Raw genomic sequence first — 20,117 nt, forward strand, 5'->3', positions numbered from 1 at the left:
ATGATGTCGAGACGAATCTATGTAGGCGTCTCAGTTCTATTTCTCGGCTGTTACTGAAGCTGCTTCTGTTGGGAGGGGAAACTTCAGATGTCGTTGTAGAAACTGAAACGTGCCAACTCCGTTGATGGAATGTGGGCCGTTGAAGAATTCTATTTCACAATTTTCTTCGAGACCTTGTTTGATATATTGTCGGCGAGCTTTTGTATATTCTGCTGCCACCCAATCATCAGGAGCCACGGGGTCATCCAAGCCTCTTTCGATCATGAATGGGCGTGGAAAGATCAGAGCCGTCAATTCTGCATAATTAGCGACGTGTGCTAAATTCCACTCAAAGATTTCGTATTCATCGGTGTAGACGTACGAGTAGCGATCCTGGTTTGAAGAGGTTTTGCGTACCCAGTCATTATAGCCGGCGGAACAAATCGAGAGGCAGTAACCTGGCTGATCTTTACGCGGCGGGAACAGTGACGGGATCCGCATGGCGGTTGTTCCGCCGTACGAAATTCCATAGAACGCGATTCGCGAGGAGTCGACCTGCGGAAGGCTTGCCAGCCAGGTTAAAGTCTGGCGGTGTTGCTCGGCGATATAGCTGAAGAGTGATCGCCCCAGGGGATGAAGTTTCCGCTGCACTTCCCGGAAGTTGTTTTCGCCCCGGTACGGATTCTGCGGGGCATAGACAATGTAACCTCGCTTGACCAGTTCCGTGCTGGCGCCGCGATAGGTCTTGAAGTAGGACTGTGCCGTGTTGGTATCTATCGTGAATGTGGGTGTGCCATCGAGACCGTGCTGGAAGACAACGACGGGTCGCTTTTCACCTGGCTTGAGATTTTTCGGGAGCAACAGAATCCCGCCGGCGATCACGCCCCAGTTGTCCCCCTCATTCACAGGCGCCTGAGCGGCTGGGTAGCAGTCGAGAACAATCTCATATCCCAGATGGGTTGGCTCATCGATGACTTTTCGGGAGCGAGGGTTTGGCGCTGCTTTCATGGCGGGAAGTTTGCCTATGAATGATTCATGGACATCGTTGCGATACTTGTCGGCAACCGCTTCGTGGGAAGCGAGGTTACTGCGGTAGAGGGCCGCCCATTTGTCGCGTCGCACAAATTCACTCAAGCGAGCCTTGGTCTGTGAGTATTCGACGAGAGTGCGCACCTGGGACTTCATCCGTGACTGACGAAACGCGTCCGAACCGCTGGAACAGTTCTGGTAGCCTTCTTCAAAGTGGGGTTCCCGCTGGAGTTGGCGCAGAATTGAAGTCACTACGGGCACCGTAGAATTCGTCTCATCCTGTTTCAGCAAGGAGATCATCTGAGCCGCATTCGCCTTTTGGAAGTACGATAACGCCCGTTCAAATTCGAGACGGATTTGATTTGCGTTGGGCGTGCGAATTGTTCCGGGCGAACAGATATCTCTCATCCCGGGCAGCATTGGCGGCCCGCTGACTTCTGGGGCTGTTGACTGATCAATTACAAGCGGCCTTGGGGCAATCAGGCTCGCCAGTTCGGCATCGCCAAATTCGGTCAATTGGCCAACGAGATCACGGTAAGCCGGCTCCTTCCAGACCTGTTCCCGCTGGTTGAAATAGCCTCGGACGGCCACAGTCTGAATGGCTTCTTCGTCGAGAGCACCGGTCATTAGCGCTAGTAATCCGCCTTCGCCGGTGCCAATGAGTGCCACTGGCCGCTTGCTGGATCCGGTCAAGCGCTGAGTTGCCTGGATTCCGGTGATAGTCTTGGCGACGTCATACCCGACGGGATGTAGTCCCATGGCAAAAGAGAGTCGCAGCAGATATTCGCGATGAGGCAAATTGGTCGCGCGGACGTTCGGATGGCCTGACCACGTGATATCGCGGTCAATCAGTACCGGGCACAGCACGATACAGCCACTGGCGGCACATTGACGAGCCACCTGCTGTGTTTCAGGAAGAGTGGAGTCAAGACCAAAGAGCTGTTCCGGCGTCTGGCTGGCATCGGGAAGAACGACGATAATCGGAGTTTTGTCTGAAAGCATGTCGTCATTGGGAATGGCGATCAAACCCTGTCCAGCAACCTCATCGAATGCCGTCCACTCGCAAGCTCTTACGGTGAATGATTTGGCTTCCCCCCATGGTCCGTCTGGCCCGCGTTTGATCTCGGAGGTTGTGAGAATGGGATCGCTGGCGAGATCCATTGGCAGCCCGATGATGTGCCGCAAGTTCTCGCGGGCTTTCGCGCGGGCTTTGATGCCGGGATCAGAGTTCGCCGGATGTGTCAGCCAGGGAGCCATGCGTTCGTTTCGGGCACGAACCAGTTCATCTTCCGCATGCTGGCTGATCCCCTTGAGCATGACCACATCGAGTGGTTCCTGCATCGTAAGCGGCTTTGTACCGGACAAAACTTCGTCATCGGATAAAGTCTGTTCACGGCCGCTCAGCGCACCGCAGCAGGCGGTGAGAAGGGCCAACGCTGCCAGAGAGCAAGAGATGAAAGATCTCATTCTTTGCCTAAAAATATGTTTACCGGGATTGTTTCGTGGTGTCGTTCTGTGGAGCCGATGGCTGCATGACGTATGTCAGGAGGTCAATCACATCCTGGTCAGAGAGTCGATCCAGCAAGCCGTTGGGCATTGAAGATGTTGGTACGGCTTGCATCTCCTCTATGTCTGTTCGCAATACGGTTGTCAGATGGTTGTTAATGTCCCGCAAGGTCACGGATGTGGCATCGCGGTCGGTAATTATCCCTGACAGAAGACGTCCATCCGTCGTAACCAATTGGAACTGCGTATATTCCTCACGAATCCCCGAAGAGGGGTCGATGATGGCCGGTAGCAGGAAGCCGAGATTCGTGCGTTCATAGCCCGTGAGATTGGGGCCGACGGCGCCCCCTTTTCCGAACAGAGAATGGCATGACGCACATTTCGCCTGAAAGAGTCGGTCGCCATTCACGAGTGTATTTTTTGTTGGCGGGGTCTTCGACTGAGTCGCCAGCAACTGGCTGACTCTTTGGATTTCCAACTGAATATCCCGCTGGCTTTCCGTAGCGAGGCCCCAGAACTTATTAATCTGTCGCTGGGATTCTGGCGTGGAATGCAATCGCATTTGCTGAACAACAGATTCAGGAATGCTTTCCGGCGCCAACCGATGATTGGCGACTTCGGCAATCAATAAATCGCTCCACTGAGATCGGCTGGCCAGAATTCGTAATGCGTTCTCACGAACCTGTCCCTCGCTCGACAATGCGGACTGCAACCCCTGACAAAGGTGCTTTCCGATCAGAGGATCAGGGAAATTAGCCAAGGCATGCAGCGATGCGACCTTAATCCCTGTTGAGGGCGATTTCAGGAGTTCTTGAAGGACGGGAATCGACTGTCGGATCCGATGTGTTCCGCATGATTCGATCAACTTCAATCGCAGTGTCAAATCGGCCTGATTGTCACGCATCAGCTTGAGTGCTGTTGCAATGGCTTGCTTGTTGTGGATTTGTAAACCGAGAACGACGTCTGTTTGTCCGATGGTTTTCTGGATGTTGGCCATCCGTTCTCTGGTCGCCGTGGGGAGTCGCTCGAGCGAATGTCCTTGATGGGCTTCCAGAAAGCCGGCAATTAATAAGGTCTGAACTGGAGCCGGTGCGATGGCGAACAGCTTTTCGCAAGCCGCATACAGGGCAATGCTGTCAGGGCTGTCTGGTTGATTGAGCAGGACTGCCTGCTGTGCAAAACAGCGCATTAACCGTGGCGCGATGGTCTGCTCAACGACCGGTTTCGACCAGAGATCAGCCTCAGTGAAGAGTGCCAGAACCTGGTCACGTGGCGGTGGGCCTGTCTGTTCCGACAGTGGAATACCTAACTGAGGATTCTTTCGCTCGTGAGAACTCTTGTGGCAGTGTTCTTCCAACCCCCACCACAGCAGGAGTGGCAAGTGAGGATCGCTGGCGTTTGCTTCCTGAAGGATAAGTTGGCGAAGAATGGGAAGCGCCGCTGAGGCAGGGAGGCGTTTTGCTGAGCAGGCGAGTTGGCAGCGAACCTGAAGATCCGGCTCCGTGCGAGCCATCGTTTCCAGGGCCAGTGAGGTTTCTTTCGTGACATTGCGGGTGTCGCCCAGAAGGCGAACGGCCCAGGTGCGAACTGTCGCTTGTGGGTGCTTCAGAAGGCTTCGCAGTTCTGCTTCATGAATCAGGTTGGCCTGATAAAGCGACCAAAGTGATCCCAGTGACTTGCTGGAGTCGGAATTCATCAAACGCTGCAACTCAGTGACCGCAAGCTGCTGATTTTTGGAGGCCGTGGACAGTTTGAGCTTTTCTCCCAGCAGACGTACGGCTGTCTGCCGGTGCCACTTGTTGGGATGATCCAGAAAACCAACCAGTTCGAGTTCGGTGAATGTGGTCAGATCCTGGGGCCAGTCGACCTTCGATTGAGTGTCCCTGATCCGATAAATCCGGCCGCTGGTCTTATGCCAGTTGTCACGAGGATCAATGTGGGTCATTCGCGTGTCGTACCAATCAGCCAGATAGAGAGCGCCGTCTGGCCCGACTTTCAGATCTACCGGACGAAACCAACGATCGCTGGATTGTCCGAGAAGTGGTTCATCAACAGTCTTGAAAGTTGATCCATCGGATTCGAGTCGGCTTGACCAGATGCGATTGTGCAGTGCGTTGGCCGAGATCACACGACCATGGAAACGCTCGGGCAGGGCACCACCTTCATAGATAATAAATGTCTGAGGGAATCGCAGGGGATCCCCTTGATGTTTCATATGCTTGAAGTAGCCAAAGGCTGAGTCATTGGACAGAGCGCCATGCTTGCCGAAATTTTTCTCGCCGTAGGATCCCTGGGGGTAATACATGCCTCGGGAATCGCCCACATTTGACCCCGAGAATGCCCTTCCCACAGCATCAAATTCCAGTGAAAAAGTATTCCCACCACCTTCTGCAAAGACTTCAAACGTCTTCCAGTCAGGGTGATAACGCCAGACGCTCTGGCCTTCAAAACGTACGTCCCGATTCTTGTCAGACGAGATACAGGCCGTTGTCGTCGAGCCGGTCACACCATAGATCCAGCCGTCTGGCCCCCAGGTCAGGCTGTTGGCGACGGCGTGCGTGTCTTCAAGCCCAAAGCCTTTCAGGCAAACTTCGGGGTCGCCATCAGGGATGTCATCGCCATTTGAATCAGGATAGAAAAGTAGATAGGGAGGGTTCATCACCCAGATACCGCCATGTCCCGTCAAGACCGATGTTGCAATATTCAGCCCGTCGATCGCGGTTTTTGGTGATCGTAGCGTGCCGTCACTATTATGGCCTTCAAAGACAGTGACCTTATCCTTACCACGCACGTGCCCGGGTGGTGGTTGTGGAACCTTATCAAAGACTGCTCGCAGGAACTGATCGTAGCGTTCGACCTTCAGTCCTGCAGGGAGTGGGTACTGGAGATATTGTACAACCCACATGCGTCCTTTCGCGTCGAAATGTATCGATACGGGTTGCATGACTTCAGGTTCTTGAGCGATGGTCTCAATCGCGAGGCCATTTTGCAGGGTGATCGCCAGCAGGGCCTGGTGCGGAGTCAATGGCTGGGAATCATCACCGATGTCGCCAATCGGTTGGAATAATTGAATTTGGTCATTCGTCTCCTGATTAGTCACAGGGGAAGTCGCGACAGGTTTGCTCTTGGCAGAAACCGGTTTCACCGTCGCCGAAATTTGAGCATCAGCAACGGAATTGATCCCCAGGGCTAAACAGCAAATGGCAATTTTCAGCCAGTGATTCGACGTGGTCATATAGTAAGATTGGAGTGCGGAAAGTCTCTTCACGTTTTTTTTCATCAGTATTACAGGATTCTTCATATTTAAGGCATTTGAAATTGGCGGAGCATTTGAGATGTTCCACCATGTTCGCAATGTCTTGATAAACCGCTGATTTATCAGTGAACGTGAGTGTCGCCTGAAGAGGATTGTCAAGGCAAGAATCAAAGCCTGATGCTGTCAAAAGTTATCTCGAATCATCCTGGCGACCTTCCATGTGCCACGAATCACGAGATGAAGTACCGTGGCGCACCTGAGTCATCCCAGATCAAGGGACTATTTCGTCGAATGATTTAGCCGATTGGTGAGGTCACAAATTCAAAGCGATTCTGGGTCGATTCGTTTTTCTGTTTGCGAGTCGGCGAGAAATCCGCGACGCGTACTGTCTTGCCGTCGGCGAGAAATTCCAGTGTCCTTAGCCAGCCATCGCCACCATTTGGACGCATCTGGAAGTTCACGACATGCTGGTGAACATTGCGGCCTGAGGGCGTCTGACTCACGAGTTGCCCCAAGCCATCTTCCAATACATGGCCATTTAGCGTCAGGACGAAGTTCTTGTGCCTGGTAACCAGATTGTTCCACATCGCTTCGCCATCGCAAATTTGATGGTTCTCGAGTTTAGCAACCTTATAGCGATGAGGATTCCACTTTTGCTCGTCGCCATACTTCTCCCAGTGATCGCGACGATTGTCGGCTTCAAGGTAGGAATGCGTCGTTAGAATCACTTCGTGATCAGGGAGTTTAGTTACGACTTCATTAGCCCAGCGGATAACGTCGTTTCGTGGCCCGAACTCTAGAGCCAGCACCAGAAACTTGCGGCTATTTGCCTGGAATGTGTGATAACTATTCGACATCACTTCAGGTTCTTTATCGTAAGTCCCTCCGAATGAGGGGAGTTCGCGATAGTTAGTGACCGGAAAGAAGTCAGGCATTAATGTTGTGCGGTCCTGACATTTTCCCTCTTGGCCATAATCATGATTGCCGAGAACAAAACTATAAGGAACCGTACCGTTGAGGTTATTCAAGGCTGCGGCGGCGTTCTTGTACTCCAGAGGGCGGTTGTGATTCGTGAGATCACCCAACTGACAGACAAAAACAATATTTCGAGCTTTCGCCTGCTCGATAATCCATTGGGTCTGTGCGAGGGCTATTTCTGGACGGGTGTCAGTATAGTTTTGAATGTCTGGAAGGACGACTACCGTGAACGAGCCAGGCTGAATCGGTGATAATGTTCCGTCAACCAGAACGGCATCACCATAAGGATCTGGCTTATCTGCGGCGCGGGCCGAGAATTCGGTGCAGGCAAGCAATCCCGTTGCGAGGCCGGCCTTTAGTATCTCTCGTCGGCTAATATGTTTCATTCATGTGTTCCATTGATAGCGTCATGTGAATCTGAAGATGGGTCTCTATTTCCCATTTTGTACTGGTGGCGAGTTTGGGGAGGAGACGTTTTGTATAAATTCAAGTGATTTGCTAATCACTTCGGGGGTAATACTCATATGTCCTGCGGTTTCGTAGTGATGGAAGACATGGGGCGCGTCGGCAGTCTTCAACACTTCGACCATTGAGAGTGCATTCGCGATGGGGACGGACTTGTCGTTGTCGGCATGGAAAATTAAAAGAGGCCGCATGTTCTTGCTGACGTGTTTAATTGGCGAGGCGTATTCACGCTCGGCCTGTTGATCCATGCCTGTCGGAGTCCAAAGGTTACCCCAGGGGCATGTCAAAAGGTCATGCGGGCCTGAGACGCAGATCGAAGCGCAGAAGTCATCACGTGCGTCTTCCCAGCCACCGGTTTTTGGATATTTTCCATTGCCTAACGTCGCGGCTAAAGAAACCATATGCCCGCCAGCGGATTGTCCGATAAGGAAGATCCGGTCTTCGTCGATGTTATACTTCTCGGCATTGGCATGGAGGAAGCGAATGGCGCATTGGACATCCTGATAGCAGGCTGGTGGCATGGATGCACCACGAAGACGATAATCGATCGTCATGGCGAAGAAACCCATCTTTGCCCATTGATCAACTAGAATGGCGCCGTTGTCATTCTTGGTGCCTCTCATCCAGCGTCCGCCATGAAGGGAGAGGATCACAGGCAGTTTTTTTCCCAATGTTGGATAGGAAATATCTCCTAGCAAGCCAGCTCCTAAAACTCGTCCATAGATAACATCGCGTTGTGTGGTGATCTCGGGCGGAAACAATGATGGTTCAGTGGCGAACGTTCTTGTTGCTCCAAGGCCCACAATGAGACAGATCAATCCGATTCTACTGATCAACAACACACTTCACCCCCCTGGTAAGCTGGCGAGAAAATATAGCAAACAAGTCAACCTAGATGGTTGAAAGCGAAAACAGAAAACGTCATTTCAGGTTGCGAAAGAGCGATTATCTATTGAGAACGATCTGAAGATCTGCGGAACTCCCGCCTGCTATTGTCACGGTTAATCCACTTGTAGACATGGAGTGATATTTCTTTGGCGGAAGTCTTAGCGGGCCATAATGTGATGGACGCGGCGCAGATGGCTCGCCAGGCGGGGGAGGGGGTGGAGGCTGTACTGTAACTACATACATGCCGACCGGGACTCGATCAATAGCAAAGCGTCCATTCTCATCGAGAGGAGCGCAGGCGGAATAGCCTGTTGTCGACGATTCCAAGACTACCAGTCCATCTTGTAATGGTTTGTCATCTAGAATCACTTCGCCATGCTTTTTTGAAATTTCAATATCTTGCACGCTGTTGGTGCATCCTGCCGATAAGTTTAGTGCTAAAGCACACAATGTTATAATATATCTTGGCCACATCGAAAAAGATCTCACTAAAAATAACGTATGCGAAACGGGAAATTCGAGGAATTTCACTGTGATGTTATAAACATTTACAAAAGATAGCATTAAGCCAATTGCATATCGTTCCCATCGATCTCAGAAATAGAGATCGATGGGGATCCTCGTATTCAGTAAGATATTGATATCTATTAAATTAAAACTCGTTGATAACTTCACCGTCATCACGAGCGCCCAGACGCAGGAGAGTTGGGAAATCTATGTTTTGCGAAATAAATCGTACACTGCCATCGCAAAACACAGCATGTATGCCGCCAGTGTGTGAACTTGTGAGTACTGTGTTGGCATCGTAGATGTTATCTGAACCAGCAGAGGTCGTTGGTGAATTGATAGCATAGCGAATTGCTGTGGTGCCGGTCTGATACGCATTAGTGCTCGCAGAAAGATTGGGCACTAGGGTCCATGTTGTACCAAGATTCCCAGAGGTGTAGCCTGACCAAGCTCCCCAGTAGTTAGACCGGAGATCGAGAGTTCCGACGGGGCCAGACTGCTCGGCGATCAGGAGAACATTACTCATGCCGTCAGAGACCTTTGCTGCGGTAAAAGCCTGGACAGGAGCCAGCATGCCGTTGTTGCAGAAGATGCCGCCATATCCAGTCTGGGCGGAACACACGTTGGCGCGGCCGGCAGGATCAGGTGTAGCTCCAGCGATACCGACGTAATCCGCAGTCTGACCGCCATCATAGTTATTAGTATTTGGTGTTGTATTGTTTGCCCGATTTCCTAATGTACTAGATGGGCAATTGAGAACGGGGACAACCAGTGTCTTGAAGACGCTATTGGCACCAGTGCCATAGCCGCCGATCGATCCTGAAGAGTTTGAAGAGGAGAATGACCCGTTCGAGAAATCAAGTTTGTTATAAGCAGGAGCCTGATCAAGGTAAGGCAAGATGAACACTCGCCAGTTAGGTTTAGTGTTGGCCCCCATTACACCAATAGGGAATGTTGTTGTTACATCAAGGTAGTTGTGCATCGCCAAGCCAAGTTGTTTGAGATGATTACGACACTGAGTTCGACGTGCCGCTTCTCGTGCTTGCTGGACAGCAGGGAGTAGTAGGGCAATCAGAACGGCAATAATTGCAATGACAACCAGCAGTTCAATGAGGGTAAAGCCGCTTGTTCTTGCCTTCCGACGATTTGTGACCTGGTCGTCGGCAACAGACAGTCTTGTGTAAACATTTAACATGGAAATAACTTTCTATTAAAGAATATCGAGTCGAAAACTAAAGTCATCAAAGGTGGACTCGGCCTTGATGTCGTAAGGTACGCATTGCTATGTGTTAATGTGTGTGTTGATCAATTGTATTGTCTCGCACTAATTTGTGTTGTATGAACAGAATTTTTGGGGGCTGGTTCAACACTGAACCAATCAAAGTTTCCTAAGCGACCTTTCTGATGGTTAGACTCCATCACGACTCTCAGGTGATGAACTCCACGGCTCAGATGCACTGGATGAGACGTCACCGTATGAAACCAGTGCTCGTAATCGCCTGATTCCAGGCTGGTGGTCGGCATCTTGATCGACGGTGTCACTGCCGTGCTGCCATCTGGTGAGGCCACTTCAAAGCGGAACTGACCACCGCCTATCTGTGAACCAGCACGTGCTTGTAGGACGTATTCGCCTGTTGTTTCGACTTCAATTGTATAGGTCAGCCATTCACCGGCCCGAGCCAGCGTCACGTTCGTGTGTGTGACATCGTTGAACAGATATTGCTTAAGTTCAACGCTCTCATTGCTACGGTAGACATTCGACAGGCAATCAGGAGTTGTGTCGTAATAAGCGACATCTTGCCCTCCCAGGTCGAAGTCTTCGGCTTCGATTCGTTGTGAAATTGCGAACGGTCTCCCATGGAATGTGGTGGGTAGCCGGGTGTTCGTGGAAGAGGCAATGAGAGCCGGAATCTCATCTGTTGTTGCGACCAGAATTCGCAACTGATCCGTTTCGCCCCCAGCGGCACAGTGAACTGTTAACGTGCGGCGATCAGCACTCAGTCGCATCCAGTCATTAGGAGCCGGTGAGTCGTTTGAGTAGTAAAGGTTCCAGAGGCCAGTTAACCCTCGTGTGGAGTAACTGGGGCTGATGTTCGCCTTGAAGGGGTCGGTTCTTTTTTGACGAAGCACAGGATTGGGATTGTAGATTGTTTCAGGGGAAGCGAAGTGGCCATCACTGGCAGCGAGTTGATCGCCGCGAGCAATGACTGCGAGGATCGGGCGGTCGAAAGTGACTGAGCCTTCGACTGTCACGGGAGCCTGGGTGTTGGTGGAGCCGCTTGGATCAAAGTGAACCATATAGCTGTCAACAGTCAGATCTGGAGAAAGCCAAGCCGAGCGATTGTTAAATGTGGTATATAAGCCCGGATCGACCACAGTGACGGCGATGGGGGAGGTCGAAACTTTTTCACGCTCCAGAAAGAGCAGCATGTTTTCATTTGATTCGACGGCACCTTCCACCACACTGGAGGGGGCAGGGTGCACAAATTTCATGGCTCCGGAGGCTTCCGAGACGCGGCCGTTGACACGCCAGGCTTTGGAAAACCGTTTGGGGTTAAAGGCAATTTGACGAACAGGAATATCTCCCGTCGTGAAACCTTTCGCCTCGCCAGTTATCAGAGTGATGGGGTGATCATTGCTATCTTTTTCGTTGTAGCGTGGGCGAACCTCGACGGCCCCTTTGAACACGTGCACTTCGCTTTCGCCGTCAGCATCGGTCGAAACGCCAAATTCCGTGCCCAGGTCGATCAATCTCATTGAGGGTGTATCGATGGTGAATCCGGTATCTTCCGGTGAAACTTTGGCTACCATCTGACCTCTCAGCAATCGACGTGATCCATCGTTAGAGAATTCAAATTCCGTCGGGGCTTCAAACGTGGCCTCAGTGCCCCAGGGGAAGAGGAGTTTGGCTAACCCGGAACGAAGTCGATAGCGACCGCTTGTTAACCGATCGCCTTTTTTCAAGCTGATGGCGTGACCATCCCGTTCCCATTGGCAGTGAGCGTCTTCAGTGATCCTTGCCACGTTTTCAAGGCGAGCAGTCCGCGCTGGCGAAACAGACGCTTTCTGTGCCGCGATGGCGCATATCAAGAGGGCCGCCGCGCTGACGATCAAGACTTTCGGGTGCTGCCATACATAGGTACCCACCAACTGTTGCCAGCGGGAGATGCTTTGCCTGGCAGGTTTGTGGAGTTGTGTATCGGTATCGCCAGTTTCAGAAAATTCAGTTTCAGGGAATTCAGTGGAAAGGCCTTCTGATCGATCAAACTTGTCACTATCGGACGCGGTGTCCTCTTGTCTAGAGTCGACACGGGCCAAATCCTGGAAGCCGGCTAGAAACTCTTTTTCATGACTTCGACGATGAATGGTGATTGTGTCGTGTACATATTGTACATAAATACCTCTTGCTTCTTCGGAATCGAGAACGAGTTCCTGAAGTCGTTGATATTGTTCGGGTGTGGCCATTTCCGTCACGATGGCGTCGACGAGTGGGCCGATTTCGTCTAAATGCGATGTTCGATGAGCGTCTGAGGTATTCATAGACAACTACTCCAGCGTGCGGATGGCTTTTTCCACGCACTGTTTTAATGAACGGCGGATTCTTGTCAGTGATTGATAGGTGGCCACAACGGTTCGGCCGAGCATCTGGGCTGCTTCTTCTATTGAGCCATCGCCACGGTAGGCGATGTCCAGCAATCGCTGGTGATGAGAAGGGAGGCGTTCGACGCAGTACTCCAGCGCCTCCAGACGTAGCTTTAAGTGATCAGATCGCGATTCATGAACCGCTGAAACGCTTTCTATAAACGAATCACTAAACTTTAATTTATCGCGGCGGCATCGCGACCTGTGGTTGAGTACCTGGTAGTGCGCAAATTGCCTGGCCCACGGATAGAGGTCTTTGCTGGGATCCCATTCGGAAATTCTCTCCAGCAATCGGAGGTATGTCTCCTGAAGAAGTTCTTCTGCCAGTCTCCAATCCAGCACTAAAGAGAAAATGAATGAGTGCAAGAGGCGTTCGTGTCGAACCAATTGACGCATGAACTCATCTTGATGGTTATGGTTCATGGGCTGTTGGTCGGTGTCGGGGCGACGGATGCGTTCGGCCATATTGAATTCCCAGTGCGTCCTGGTGAAACGATGCCTGTGATGAGATAGACGGCGTTCGCGATTTTCTGACGCGATTTTGGCGGGCGATTTGGAAAAACTTTTGAGTCTGCGAGAGATCAGGGCCATTGTTAAAGGTGGGTGTTTTTAATTTCACCGTTTATTCACAAATCATTGGGGCGATGGCTACTTTCTGATGTGCGTCAACCTTGCATTGAGTGATTGTGTCCTGAGCTTCACGAGTATAAGCTCGCAAGGTGAATATCGATTCGCGAAAATATCTATGAATTTTCACAATTCTGGTAGCGTCTGGCCCCCTTATTAATGGTCGAATTGATGAACACAATATAATTCGCGAATGCATCACTGGTTGTTGATTAGTTTGTTGCCAGTGCCGAGTCACGGCTTTGTCTTCGGGTTGATGTCGCCGCAACGTCCTCCGTTGTCGGACTTAACAACAGAAGAGACCCGAATTTTATACTTTGACAATGCACGAGTCATTGGGGATCGCTCGCCGCGGGAGTTTGTTGTGAATGGACGGCGCAGGAGGTAAGGCTTTCGTATTAAGGTCACTGAGCCATATTGAATTTTCCCGTAGGCGGCAGGAGGAGATGGTGCATTGCGCTTCGCTGCATGCACCCTACGAGAGCAGGTGTTTGTGAATACTGTCGGTGCGTTTGGTGGGTTGCGCGGAGGCTTAACCCAGCCTGCTAGAGACTATATACTCTCGTTGAAGTCGGCAGATGGTGCGGGTTGTCGTGTCTTCGGGCGACCTGTGCCAGCGACACAAGAGGTGACGCTTTATCAAGCAGCAAAACTGGTGGGTTTCACAAGGCCTTCACCTTGCCCGCAGGCTTTGATGCCTTTTCTGCAGGGCATGTTGTCATTCTGGAGTGGATTGTCTCCGGCAGATTGTGCATTCTTATCTGAATCGCCATTTGAGATGGCGCGTTGAAATGCCACCAAAAAATGCCTGGCCCCGAAGCTGCAAGCATGGCATACAGAGCGCGATTTCAAATGGGAATGCGTCAAAGCGAATGAGATCGGCTTTCTTCTGAACGTTTGCATGCCTGAGGGATAACGACATGCCTCTGACGACCGTCTTTCACGCCAGTCTTTACGGCACGATCTGTCTGGCGGGATTTATTCTGGGGCGGGCAGAGGGTGGGTTTATCCCTTTTCTGACAATCCTGTTCGCAATAGCAGGTTATCTGCTGACGGAGCATTTCAAACGATGGATGGTCAATGTCCCGGTGGCGAACGCCCTGGGATTGGTCGCTTTTTTAGTGGCCGCCGCCGAATTTACTATGGGTGATCGTGAAGGGAAATTGCTGGCCGGTGCCCATCTGGTGGTTTACTTGAACTGGATCGTCCTCCTGCAGAAGAAGACGAACCGCCAGTATTGGGCCATGGCAGCCTTGAGCTTACTTCAAGTGGCGGTGGCTTCTGTGCTGACCAGCGATAGCTGGTATGGCGTGATGCTGATTATCTATTCCATTGCAGCCATGTGGTCGCTGGCGATTTTCTCATTGCATCAGGCCAATCAGCAATTTGAATCGGGGAGACGCGAACCAACCCCCCGGCTGGCTGGCTCAGTGATTGGTCAATCAAGGTCTCCCGTTAATGTGGTCATGCGGAGTGAATCCTGGAGCACCATTCGCCATGACGGTTCTGCTCGCTGGGTGACACCACGCTTCGGGGGAGGCGTCTTGATTATCGCTTTCCTTTCTTTGGTGCTGAGTGGGGTGTTTTTCACTCTGGTGCCTCGCGTGTGGATTGGCCCCCGACTCTCGTTTGGAGATGAAGTGGATGGGCCGTTGCCGGGTTTGAGTCAGTCGGCCATGACGGGTTTCACATCCCAGGTCAAACTCGGTGCATTGGGGGAGATTCTGGAAAACTCATCTCCCGTGCTTCAATGTCGGCTGTTCGATTCGGAATCCAACAAAGAGATTTCCGTTGAGCAATACTGCGAACGATTAGGCTATGCCGAACCCTTATTTCGCGGAACGGTCTTAAGCCAGTATGACAACGGACAATGGGTAGCTGATGTCGTTTTTTCTTCTCAGGATCCGTTGCCGCGAATTGCGGCTGGGCACTCGGTGAGGCAGGAATATGTACTGGAACCAATTGGTACAGAATTGCTCTTTGTGATCGACAACATTAAAGCTTGCGATCTGGAGGGATCTGATCGTCGTCGCGTGGTAAAGCATACAACGACCTCGGTGTTGACCCGTGACACGGGTGGCCGAACGTCATCGGCGGAAAAAATCTCCTACACGGCGTATTCTTCGCCCATGCCGGACCGCGTCCAGAGTATTGCCACGATTCCTGTTTCTTCGCGGTTGTGGCAAGAATACCTGGCACGTAATTATCTCGATGATCTCACGCGATTAGGGGAAGGTCTGAGTGCGCTCAAGCCGATCGTCGATCAAATCATTCAAAGCAAGACGGCGCAACTGGGCCAAAAGCCGAGTTCACTACAGACAGCACAGGCTATTGAGCAATGGCTGCGCGATAGTGGCGAATATAAATACACATTAAAACAAGCGCGCGTCAATCTGACGGTTGATCCTGTGATTGATTTTATTATCCATCGTAAAGAAGGACACTGCGAATATTTTAACTCGGCTTTAGCACTCATGCTGAGAACGGCAGGAATTCCTGCCCGACTTGTGAGTGGTTTCAAAGGGGGGGATATCAACCCTCTTAATGGACGATTTGAAGTTCAACAACGACATGCCCATGTCTGGGTGGAAGCATTTCTGACAGAATCGGATGGCCAATTCTACTGGGGAACGTTTGATGCGACGCCTGTTGCCGAGCGAAATACCGAATTAGAAACAATCGGGGGGAAACTCACGTTCTGGCAGGCAATGACCGGTGAACTCTCAATGTTCTGGTCACGATATGTCGTCAACGTCACACTGAACGATCAGGAACGAGGTGTCTATGGCCCCTTAAGAGACTGGGTGACTTCGGTTGTGGCTCAATTGAAATCTCGAACGGGTGGAATCCAAGGTCTCATCTTTGAATTCTTTTCTTTTCTCATGTCCCCCCGCGAGTGGTTTACGATCCGTGGGATGTTGAGATTGGCACTGACCCTGACACTCCTTTATGGCTTGTGGTATGTCCTGACCCGTGGTTTGCGTCTTTCACTGCGAAGCCTGTGGAAATTTTCGCGTCAACAACAGGTGCAGCGAAAGGTGGTGGATTTCTATGAGCGATATCAGAAAATTGTCGCTTTTGCAGGTTTGCACCGTGAGCCATCACAAACGCAGCAAGAGTTTGCCCAACACGTTTCCTATCGATTAAAGCGGCGTATCAACGACTCCCGGCTGGAAGCTTTTCCTGAACAATTGACGGAACTGTTTTATCGCGTGCGATTTGGAGATGAAGACCTTGACGCACTGACGTTGTCTTCGTTGGAAACCAGGTTGTTGTTGTTTGAGCGATTACTTGACCCGAATCCTCGTTCCGAAAAGGCCGCGACGGTCTGAGTTAGGAGAAGGTGGGTTGCTAGCTATAATCGAAACCCAGAATGTTAATCGAGGTGAAGCAGTAGACAAAATGGACGGACCAGCGATCACGGTGATCGTGGGTTAAAGTGGTGGGAGTGTTAATTTCCTGTCACTTCAGTGCCACTATTGTGAGGCTGGTCCGTTGAATACAAACGTACGTTATCTCGGTTTGGATGTCCACAAAGAGTCCATCGTCATTGCCATCTGCGATCACGCGGGACAAGCCACCATCCACAGTACCATTCCGCATGACTTTCATCGTCTCCTCAAAACCCTCCGCAAGTTGCAGTCCAATGCCCTCCTGCAGATCTGCTATGAAGCCGGGCCTACGGGGTTTGGTCTCCAGAGATTTCTGGCGGAGCATCAGATCGAATGCATTGTGGTGGCTCCTTCGCAGATTCCTGTCAGGCAGGGGACACGCCTGAAAACAGATCGCCGCGATGCCATCGCGCTGGCACGCTACTTAAGAGCGGGAGAACTTACCGCGGTCTATGTCCCGGACACGCAGACCGAAGCCATCCGTGACCTGGAACGCACGCGGGAAGATGCTCGTCTGGCAGCACGCACGGCCCGCCAGCAACTGTTGAAGTTCCTGCTCAGGCACCAGCGCACCTTCACAACCGGAAAATCCCATTGGACGAAAGCCCATTGGACATGGATTCGGCAGCAACGCTTTGATCAGCCAGCTCTCAATTCCGTTCTGGAGGATTACACCACCACAGCTCAAGCCGCGGAAGAACGGATCAAACGACTCGATCAATTGATTGCCGAACATGTCCAGACCTGGTCTCTGGCTCCCATGGTTTCGCACTTACAAGCTTTTCTGGGAATCCAGTTGCTGACGGCGACTGCGATTGTGGCCGAAGTGGCAAACTTCACACGTTTCACTACAGCCAGGGCGTTTATGGGATACACAGGACTGGTTCCCAGCGAACACTCCAGCGGTGGCACCCGCAAACAGGGGTCGATTACCAAAACGGGGAACCGTCACTTAAGACGGCTGCTGGTGGAAGCCGCCTGGCACTATGCGAACGCGCGGGCGGGAGTCAGTGCGGCTCTGCACGCCCGCCGCAAGGATGTTCCCCCAGAGATTGTCGCGATTGCAGAAAAAGCCCGGTTGAGGCTGCGGCACAAGGCCTACAAGATGAAGCAGCGTGTGAAACGGCCCTGCAAGATTGTCACGGCTGTCGCCCGGGAACTGGCCGGGTTCCTGTGGTTCGCCGCCAGCAACAGCAGCACACTCATTGCGGCACAGAAGACCCGGGCCTGAGGCTTGCGGCACCATTGAGGTGATTGGGTGATGGCAGCCGATATTCAGTCCTTCCCGCCTGACGGGTGACCAGCCGGCAGAGGTCGATCAAGATAAATACGAAAAGAGTTTCTTTGAGGTTAAGAAGAGAAAGGAGTTGTCGGTGAAGTGGGTGTTGTGACTTAAGGGAACCGTCGATGCACCCTGGAGCAGCAGGACAGGAATGTTGTGCCACGCTCGCCAGTAGACAGACGCCAGCCCCCGACGAAGATTTGATCTGTGGTAACCAACCCACGCATATCAGAGTGATCATCGTCGCAGCAGCACACCCACTTCACCGCACTCGATTCCCCGATGTAAAGAATCCACCACCACTTGACAGATCCGTCCATATCAGGGTGCATGGAGTCCTCGGAATGCACCAGTCTTTGCATTTGACACCGAATTGGTGCATTGGCATGCACCCTACAAGCCTGAATTAGGCGACGGTGGGTTTCGCAGAGATTTAACCCACTCTACTGTTTAATCTCGACTAATAATGTGGCTTCCGAGTTCAGTGCGAGGATGTTTAAGAATCCTCGTTTCTCAATATGATGAGCGATGAGAATTCTGCTAGCGGACATCGTTTAGCGCGCTGTTTATTAAGCCGATATAGATTGAAAAGACGCGGAAGATCAACACGATAATCATCAGGGCTACGGCGCCCCAGATGACTGAACTGAGTGTCATGGTTAGTCGGGAGAGGCTACGTCTGGCATCTTCATCGAGTTGAGGTGCCATGCGTTCAAGGACTTCGGGAACCGTTCCTGAAGTTTCGCCGACGCGCACCATTTCCAGATAGTCCAGAGGGAAGTGGCCGGTGGACTGTAAGGCGTCAGACAGTTCTTCGCCGGCCATGACATGGGCTTTGACCTGGGGGGCAATGGCCGTAAAGGCTTCATTCCCTGTGGCTTGTAAGCTGGCATCCAGACTGGGGCCAATGGCCATACCGGAATTCTGAGTCAGGGAAAAAGCCCATGAGAAGCGTGAGAGAGCAAAGGATCTCAGGCAGTTGCCTACGACGGGGATTGTCAGCAGGAGTTTGTCGAACGCTCCCCGCTGCCCCATACGATTGATAAACTGCCAGCCGACAAAACCACCGACAACCAGCATAGCCCAGCCCATGAGCCAGGCGATGGCGCCGGTCATTCCGGTTAATCCGACGCCAAAGATATCAAGCGGTGATGAGTTGGTGACCTGGGCGACAAACCCCAAGACGACCAACAGGATGGCCACAATGAGAATCGCGGCCAAGGCCTGGAGAATTGGCCAGGCGATCGCACTGAGAAAGGTGCGTCGCATTTGCACCTGATGGTCGAAATGTGTGGCCAATGCTGAGAGAACTTCAGGGAGGTTGCCCGTCTGTTCCCCCACGGAGACCATATCAATCAGCAGCTTGGGAAAGGTGTCGCCTTCGTCTTTCAGTGCTTCTGTCAGGCCATTTCCTGATCTCACGTGGTCGACTAACCGGTTGGTCATTGGCCCCAGGCGAGGATCGCCGACCCGTTTTCCTGCTAAATCGAGCGACTTGAGAATGGTCACTCCCGAGTGAAGTAACGTGCTCATGGAACGGCACCAACTGGCGGCAATGTTCAATGGCAGACGATTTCCAAACAACATGATGGATTTCCATGGACGACCAATGGAGGTGAAGTCCAGGTCATTCATTGTGAGATGGACTTCAGCCCTTGCGATCAAGCGGGGAGCTGTCAACAATCGTAGCGAAAGCTTTTGCCCATTGGGTCATCCGAACAGAGAATTCACAACCAGGGAATGTCAGAATGCCACCCATCGAGACGGTTTTGAGTCGTATTTCTCTTATGGCCAATCGCCTGCTGGTCACCACAGTTGTTCTCTCCATTGTGGTGCCATCAGTGTTGAGTAGCTTTGTGGCGGTTGTCAGGGCGGAGAGTCCCATTCCTCTTCAATCTGTTGCTCCCATTTCCGATCTCAATGCTGAGGCAGAGGTTCTGATTGCCGAACTCGCCAAGGTGCTGGAATCGGATGAGTCTTATCAGAAGAATGCCAAGGTTTGGAAGCAGGGAGCCAGTCTGCTGGCGGTCATCTCGCAGGGAATTATTGATCACAGTAAAGTAAGCCCACTGAAGACGGCGGCTCCCTCTGTTCGTAACGGGGCGATCACGATTGCTCGGAGCAAGACGTTTGCTGAAGCTCAATCGGGTCAGAAGGTGATTGCCGCCGCCGTTGCCGGCCAGTTGTCGGCTGATGCCAAGCCTGAATTCGACTGGGCCAAGCTGACAAAGATGCACCCTGCAATGGAAGAGATGAACGCTCGCGGGGCGGCTGTGCGTCGTTCTCTCAAGCGGTTACGAAAACCGGAAGAAGAAGCGCGCGATGCTTCTGTCATCGCGCTATTGGCCGTTGCAACGTATGCCGATACCCATGAAGTAAAAAATGAAGCTGATAAACCCATCTGGCACGAAATTGCCTCTCAGTTTCAACAGGAGATGACGGCGACTGCGACCGCCATGCGTGCGAAAGATGCCGAGAAGGCCCGTGCTGCCTTTGCCGAAGGGATGAAGCGGTGCGAAGCGTGTCACGAGAAATTCTGCGCGGAATAATCTCGATCAGGAACGTT

Annotated in this window: 11 protein-coding genes; 3 read left to right on the plus strand and 8 right to left on the minus strand. The window is 51.9% G+C overall.

What is annotated here, in order from left to right; all coding sequences use genetic code 11:
* Positions 1–36: 36 nt before the first annotated feature.
* The 7 genes from SH287x_RS04105 to SH287x_RS04135 all read right to left on the minus strand — a co-directional run bounded on the left by SH287x_RS04105 (position 37) and on the right by SH287x_RS04135 (position 12,715).
* Complete coding sequence (locus SH287x_RS04105) at positions 37–2,349, minus strand: alpha/beta hydrolase family protein (RefSeq protein WP_479517162.1); 2,313 nt, start codon at positions 2,347–2,349, stop codon at positions 37–39.
* Positions 2,350–2,494: 145 nt separating this feature from the next.
* The gene (locus SH287x_RS04110) at positions 2,495–5,782 is read right to left on the minus strand and encodes a PVC-type heme-binding CxxCH protein (RefSeq protein WP_479517163.1); all 3,288 of its coding nucleotides are present in this window, start codon (positions 5,780–5,782) and stop codon (positions 2,495–2,497) included.
* 284 nt (positions 5,783–6,066) lie between these two features.
* A complete protein-coding gene (locus tag SH287x_RS04115) occupies positions 6,067–7,134 on the minus strand; it encodes a metallophosphoesterase (RefSeq protein WP_479517164.1) in 1,068 nt (355 codons plus the stop codon).
* 45 nt (positions 7,135–7,179) lie between these two features.
* Positions 7,180–7,974 carry a prolyl oligopeptidase family serine peptidase gene (locus tag SH287x_RS04120; protein WP_479517165.1) on the minus strand — a complete coding sequence of 265 codons (795 nt, stop codon included), beginning with the start codon at positions 7,972–7,974 and terminating at the stop codon, positions 7,180–7,182.
* 779 nt (positions 7,975–8,753) lie between these two features.
* A complete protein-coding gene (locus tag SH287x_RS04125; protein ID WP_479517166.1) occupies positions 8,754–9,803 on the minus strand; it encodes a DUF1559 family PulG-like putative transporter in 1,050 nt (349 codons plus the stop codon).
* A gap of 110 nt (positions 9,804–9,913) precedes the next feature.
* Positions 9,914–12,148, minus strand: coding sequence for a carbohydrate-binding protein (locus tag SH287x_RS04130; protein ID WP_479517167.1), 2,235 nt, complete (start codon positions 12,146–12,148; stop codon positions 9,914–9,916).
* A gap of 6 nt (positions 12,149–12,154) precedes the next feature.
* Complete coding sequence (locus SH287x_RS04135) at positions 12,155–12,715, minus strand: sigma-70 family RNA polymerase sigma factor (RefSeq protein ID WP_479517168.1); 561 nt, start codon at positions 12,713–12,715, stop codon at positions 12,155–12,157.
* 1,082 nt (positions 12,716–13,797) lie between these two features.
* Between SH287x_RS04135 and SH287x_RS04140 the strand changes: the two genes are divergently transcribed.
* Both SH287x_RS04140 and SH287x_RS04145 read left to right on the plus strand, forming a co-directional pair.
* Positions 13,798–16,209: a transglutaminase TgpA family protein gene (locus SH287x_RS04140; protein WP_479517169.1), complete on the plus strand. Its 2,412-nt coding sequence runs from the start codon at positions 13,798–13,800 to the stop codon at positions 16,207–16,209.
* 163 nt (positions 16,210–16,372) lie between these two features.
* Positions 16,373–17,500, plus strand: a complete 1,128-nt coding sequence (locus SH287x_RS04145; protein ID WP_479517170.1) for an IS110 family RNA-guided transposase — start codon at positions 16,373–16,375, stop codon at positions 17,498–17,500.
* A 591-nt stretch (positions 17,501–18,091) separates the two neighbouring features.
* On the opposite strand, the gene SH287x_RS04150 is transcribed toward SH287x_RS04145, so the two are convergent.
* Positions 18,092–19,138 carry a type II secretion system F family protein gene (locus tag SH287x_RS04150; RefSeq protein WP_479517171.1) on the minus strand — a complete coding sequence of 349 codons (1,047 nt, stop codon included), beginning with the start codon at positions 19,136–19,138 and terminating at the stop codon, positions 18,092–18,094.
* Between the two features lie 161 nt (positions 19,139–19,299).
* Here SH287x_RS04150 and SH287x_RS04155 point away from each other — a divergent pair, with 161 nt between their 5' ends.
* Complete coding sequence (locus tag SH287x_RS04155; protein WP_479517172.1) at positions 19,300–20,100, plus strand: hypothetical protein; 801 nt, start codon at positions 19,300–19,302, stop codon at positions 20,098–20,100.
* Positions 20,101–20,117 lie beyond the last annotated feature (17 nt).

The sequence above is a fragment of the Planctopirus sp. SH287 genome (genome assembly GCF_056500625.1).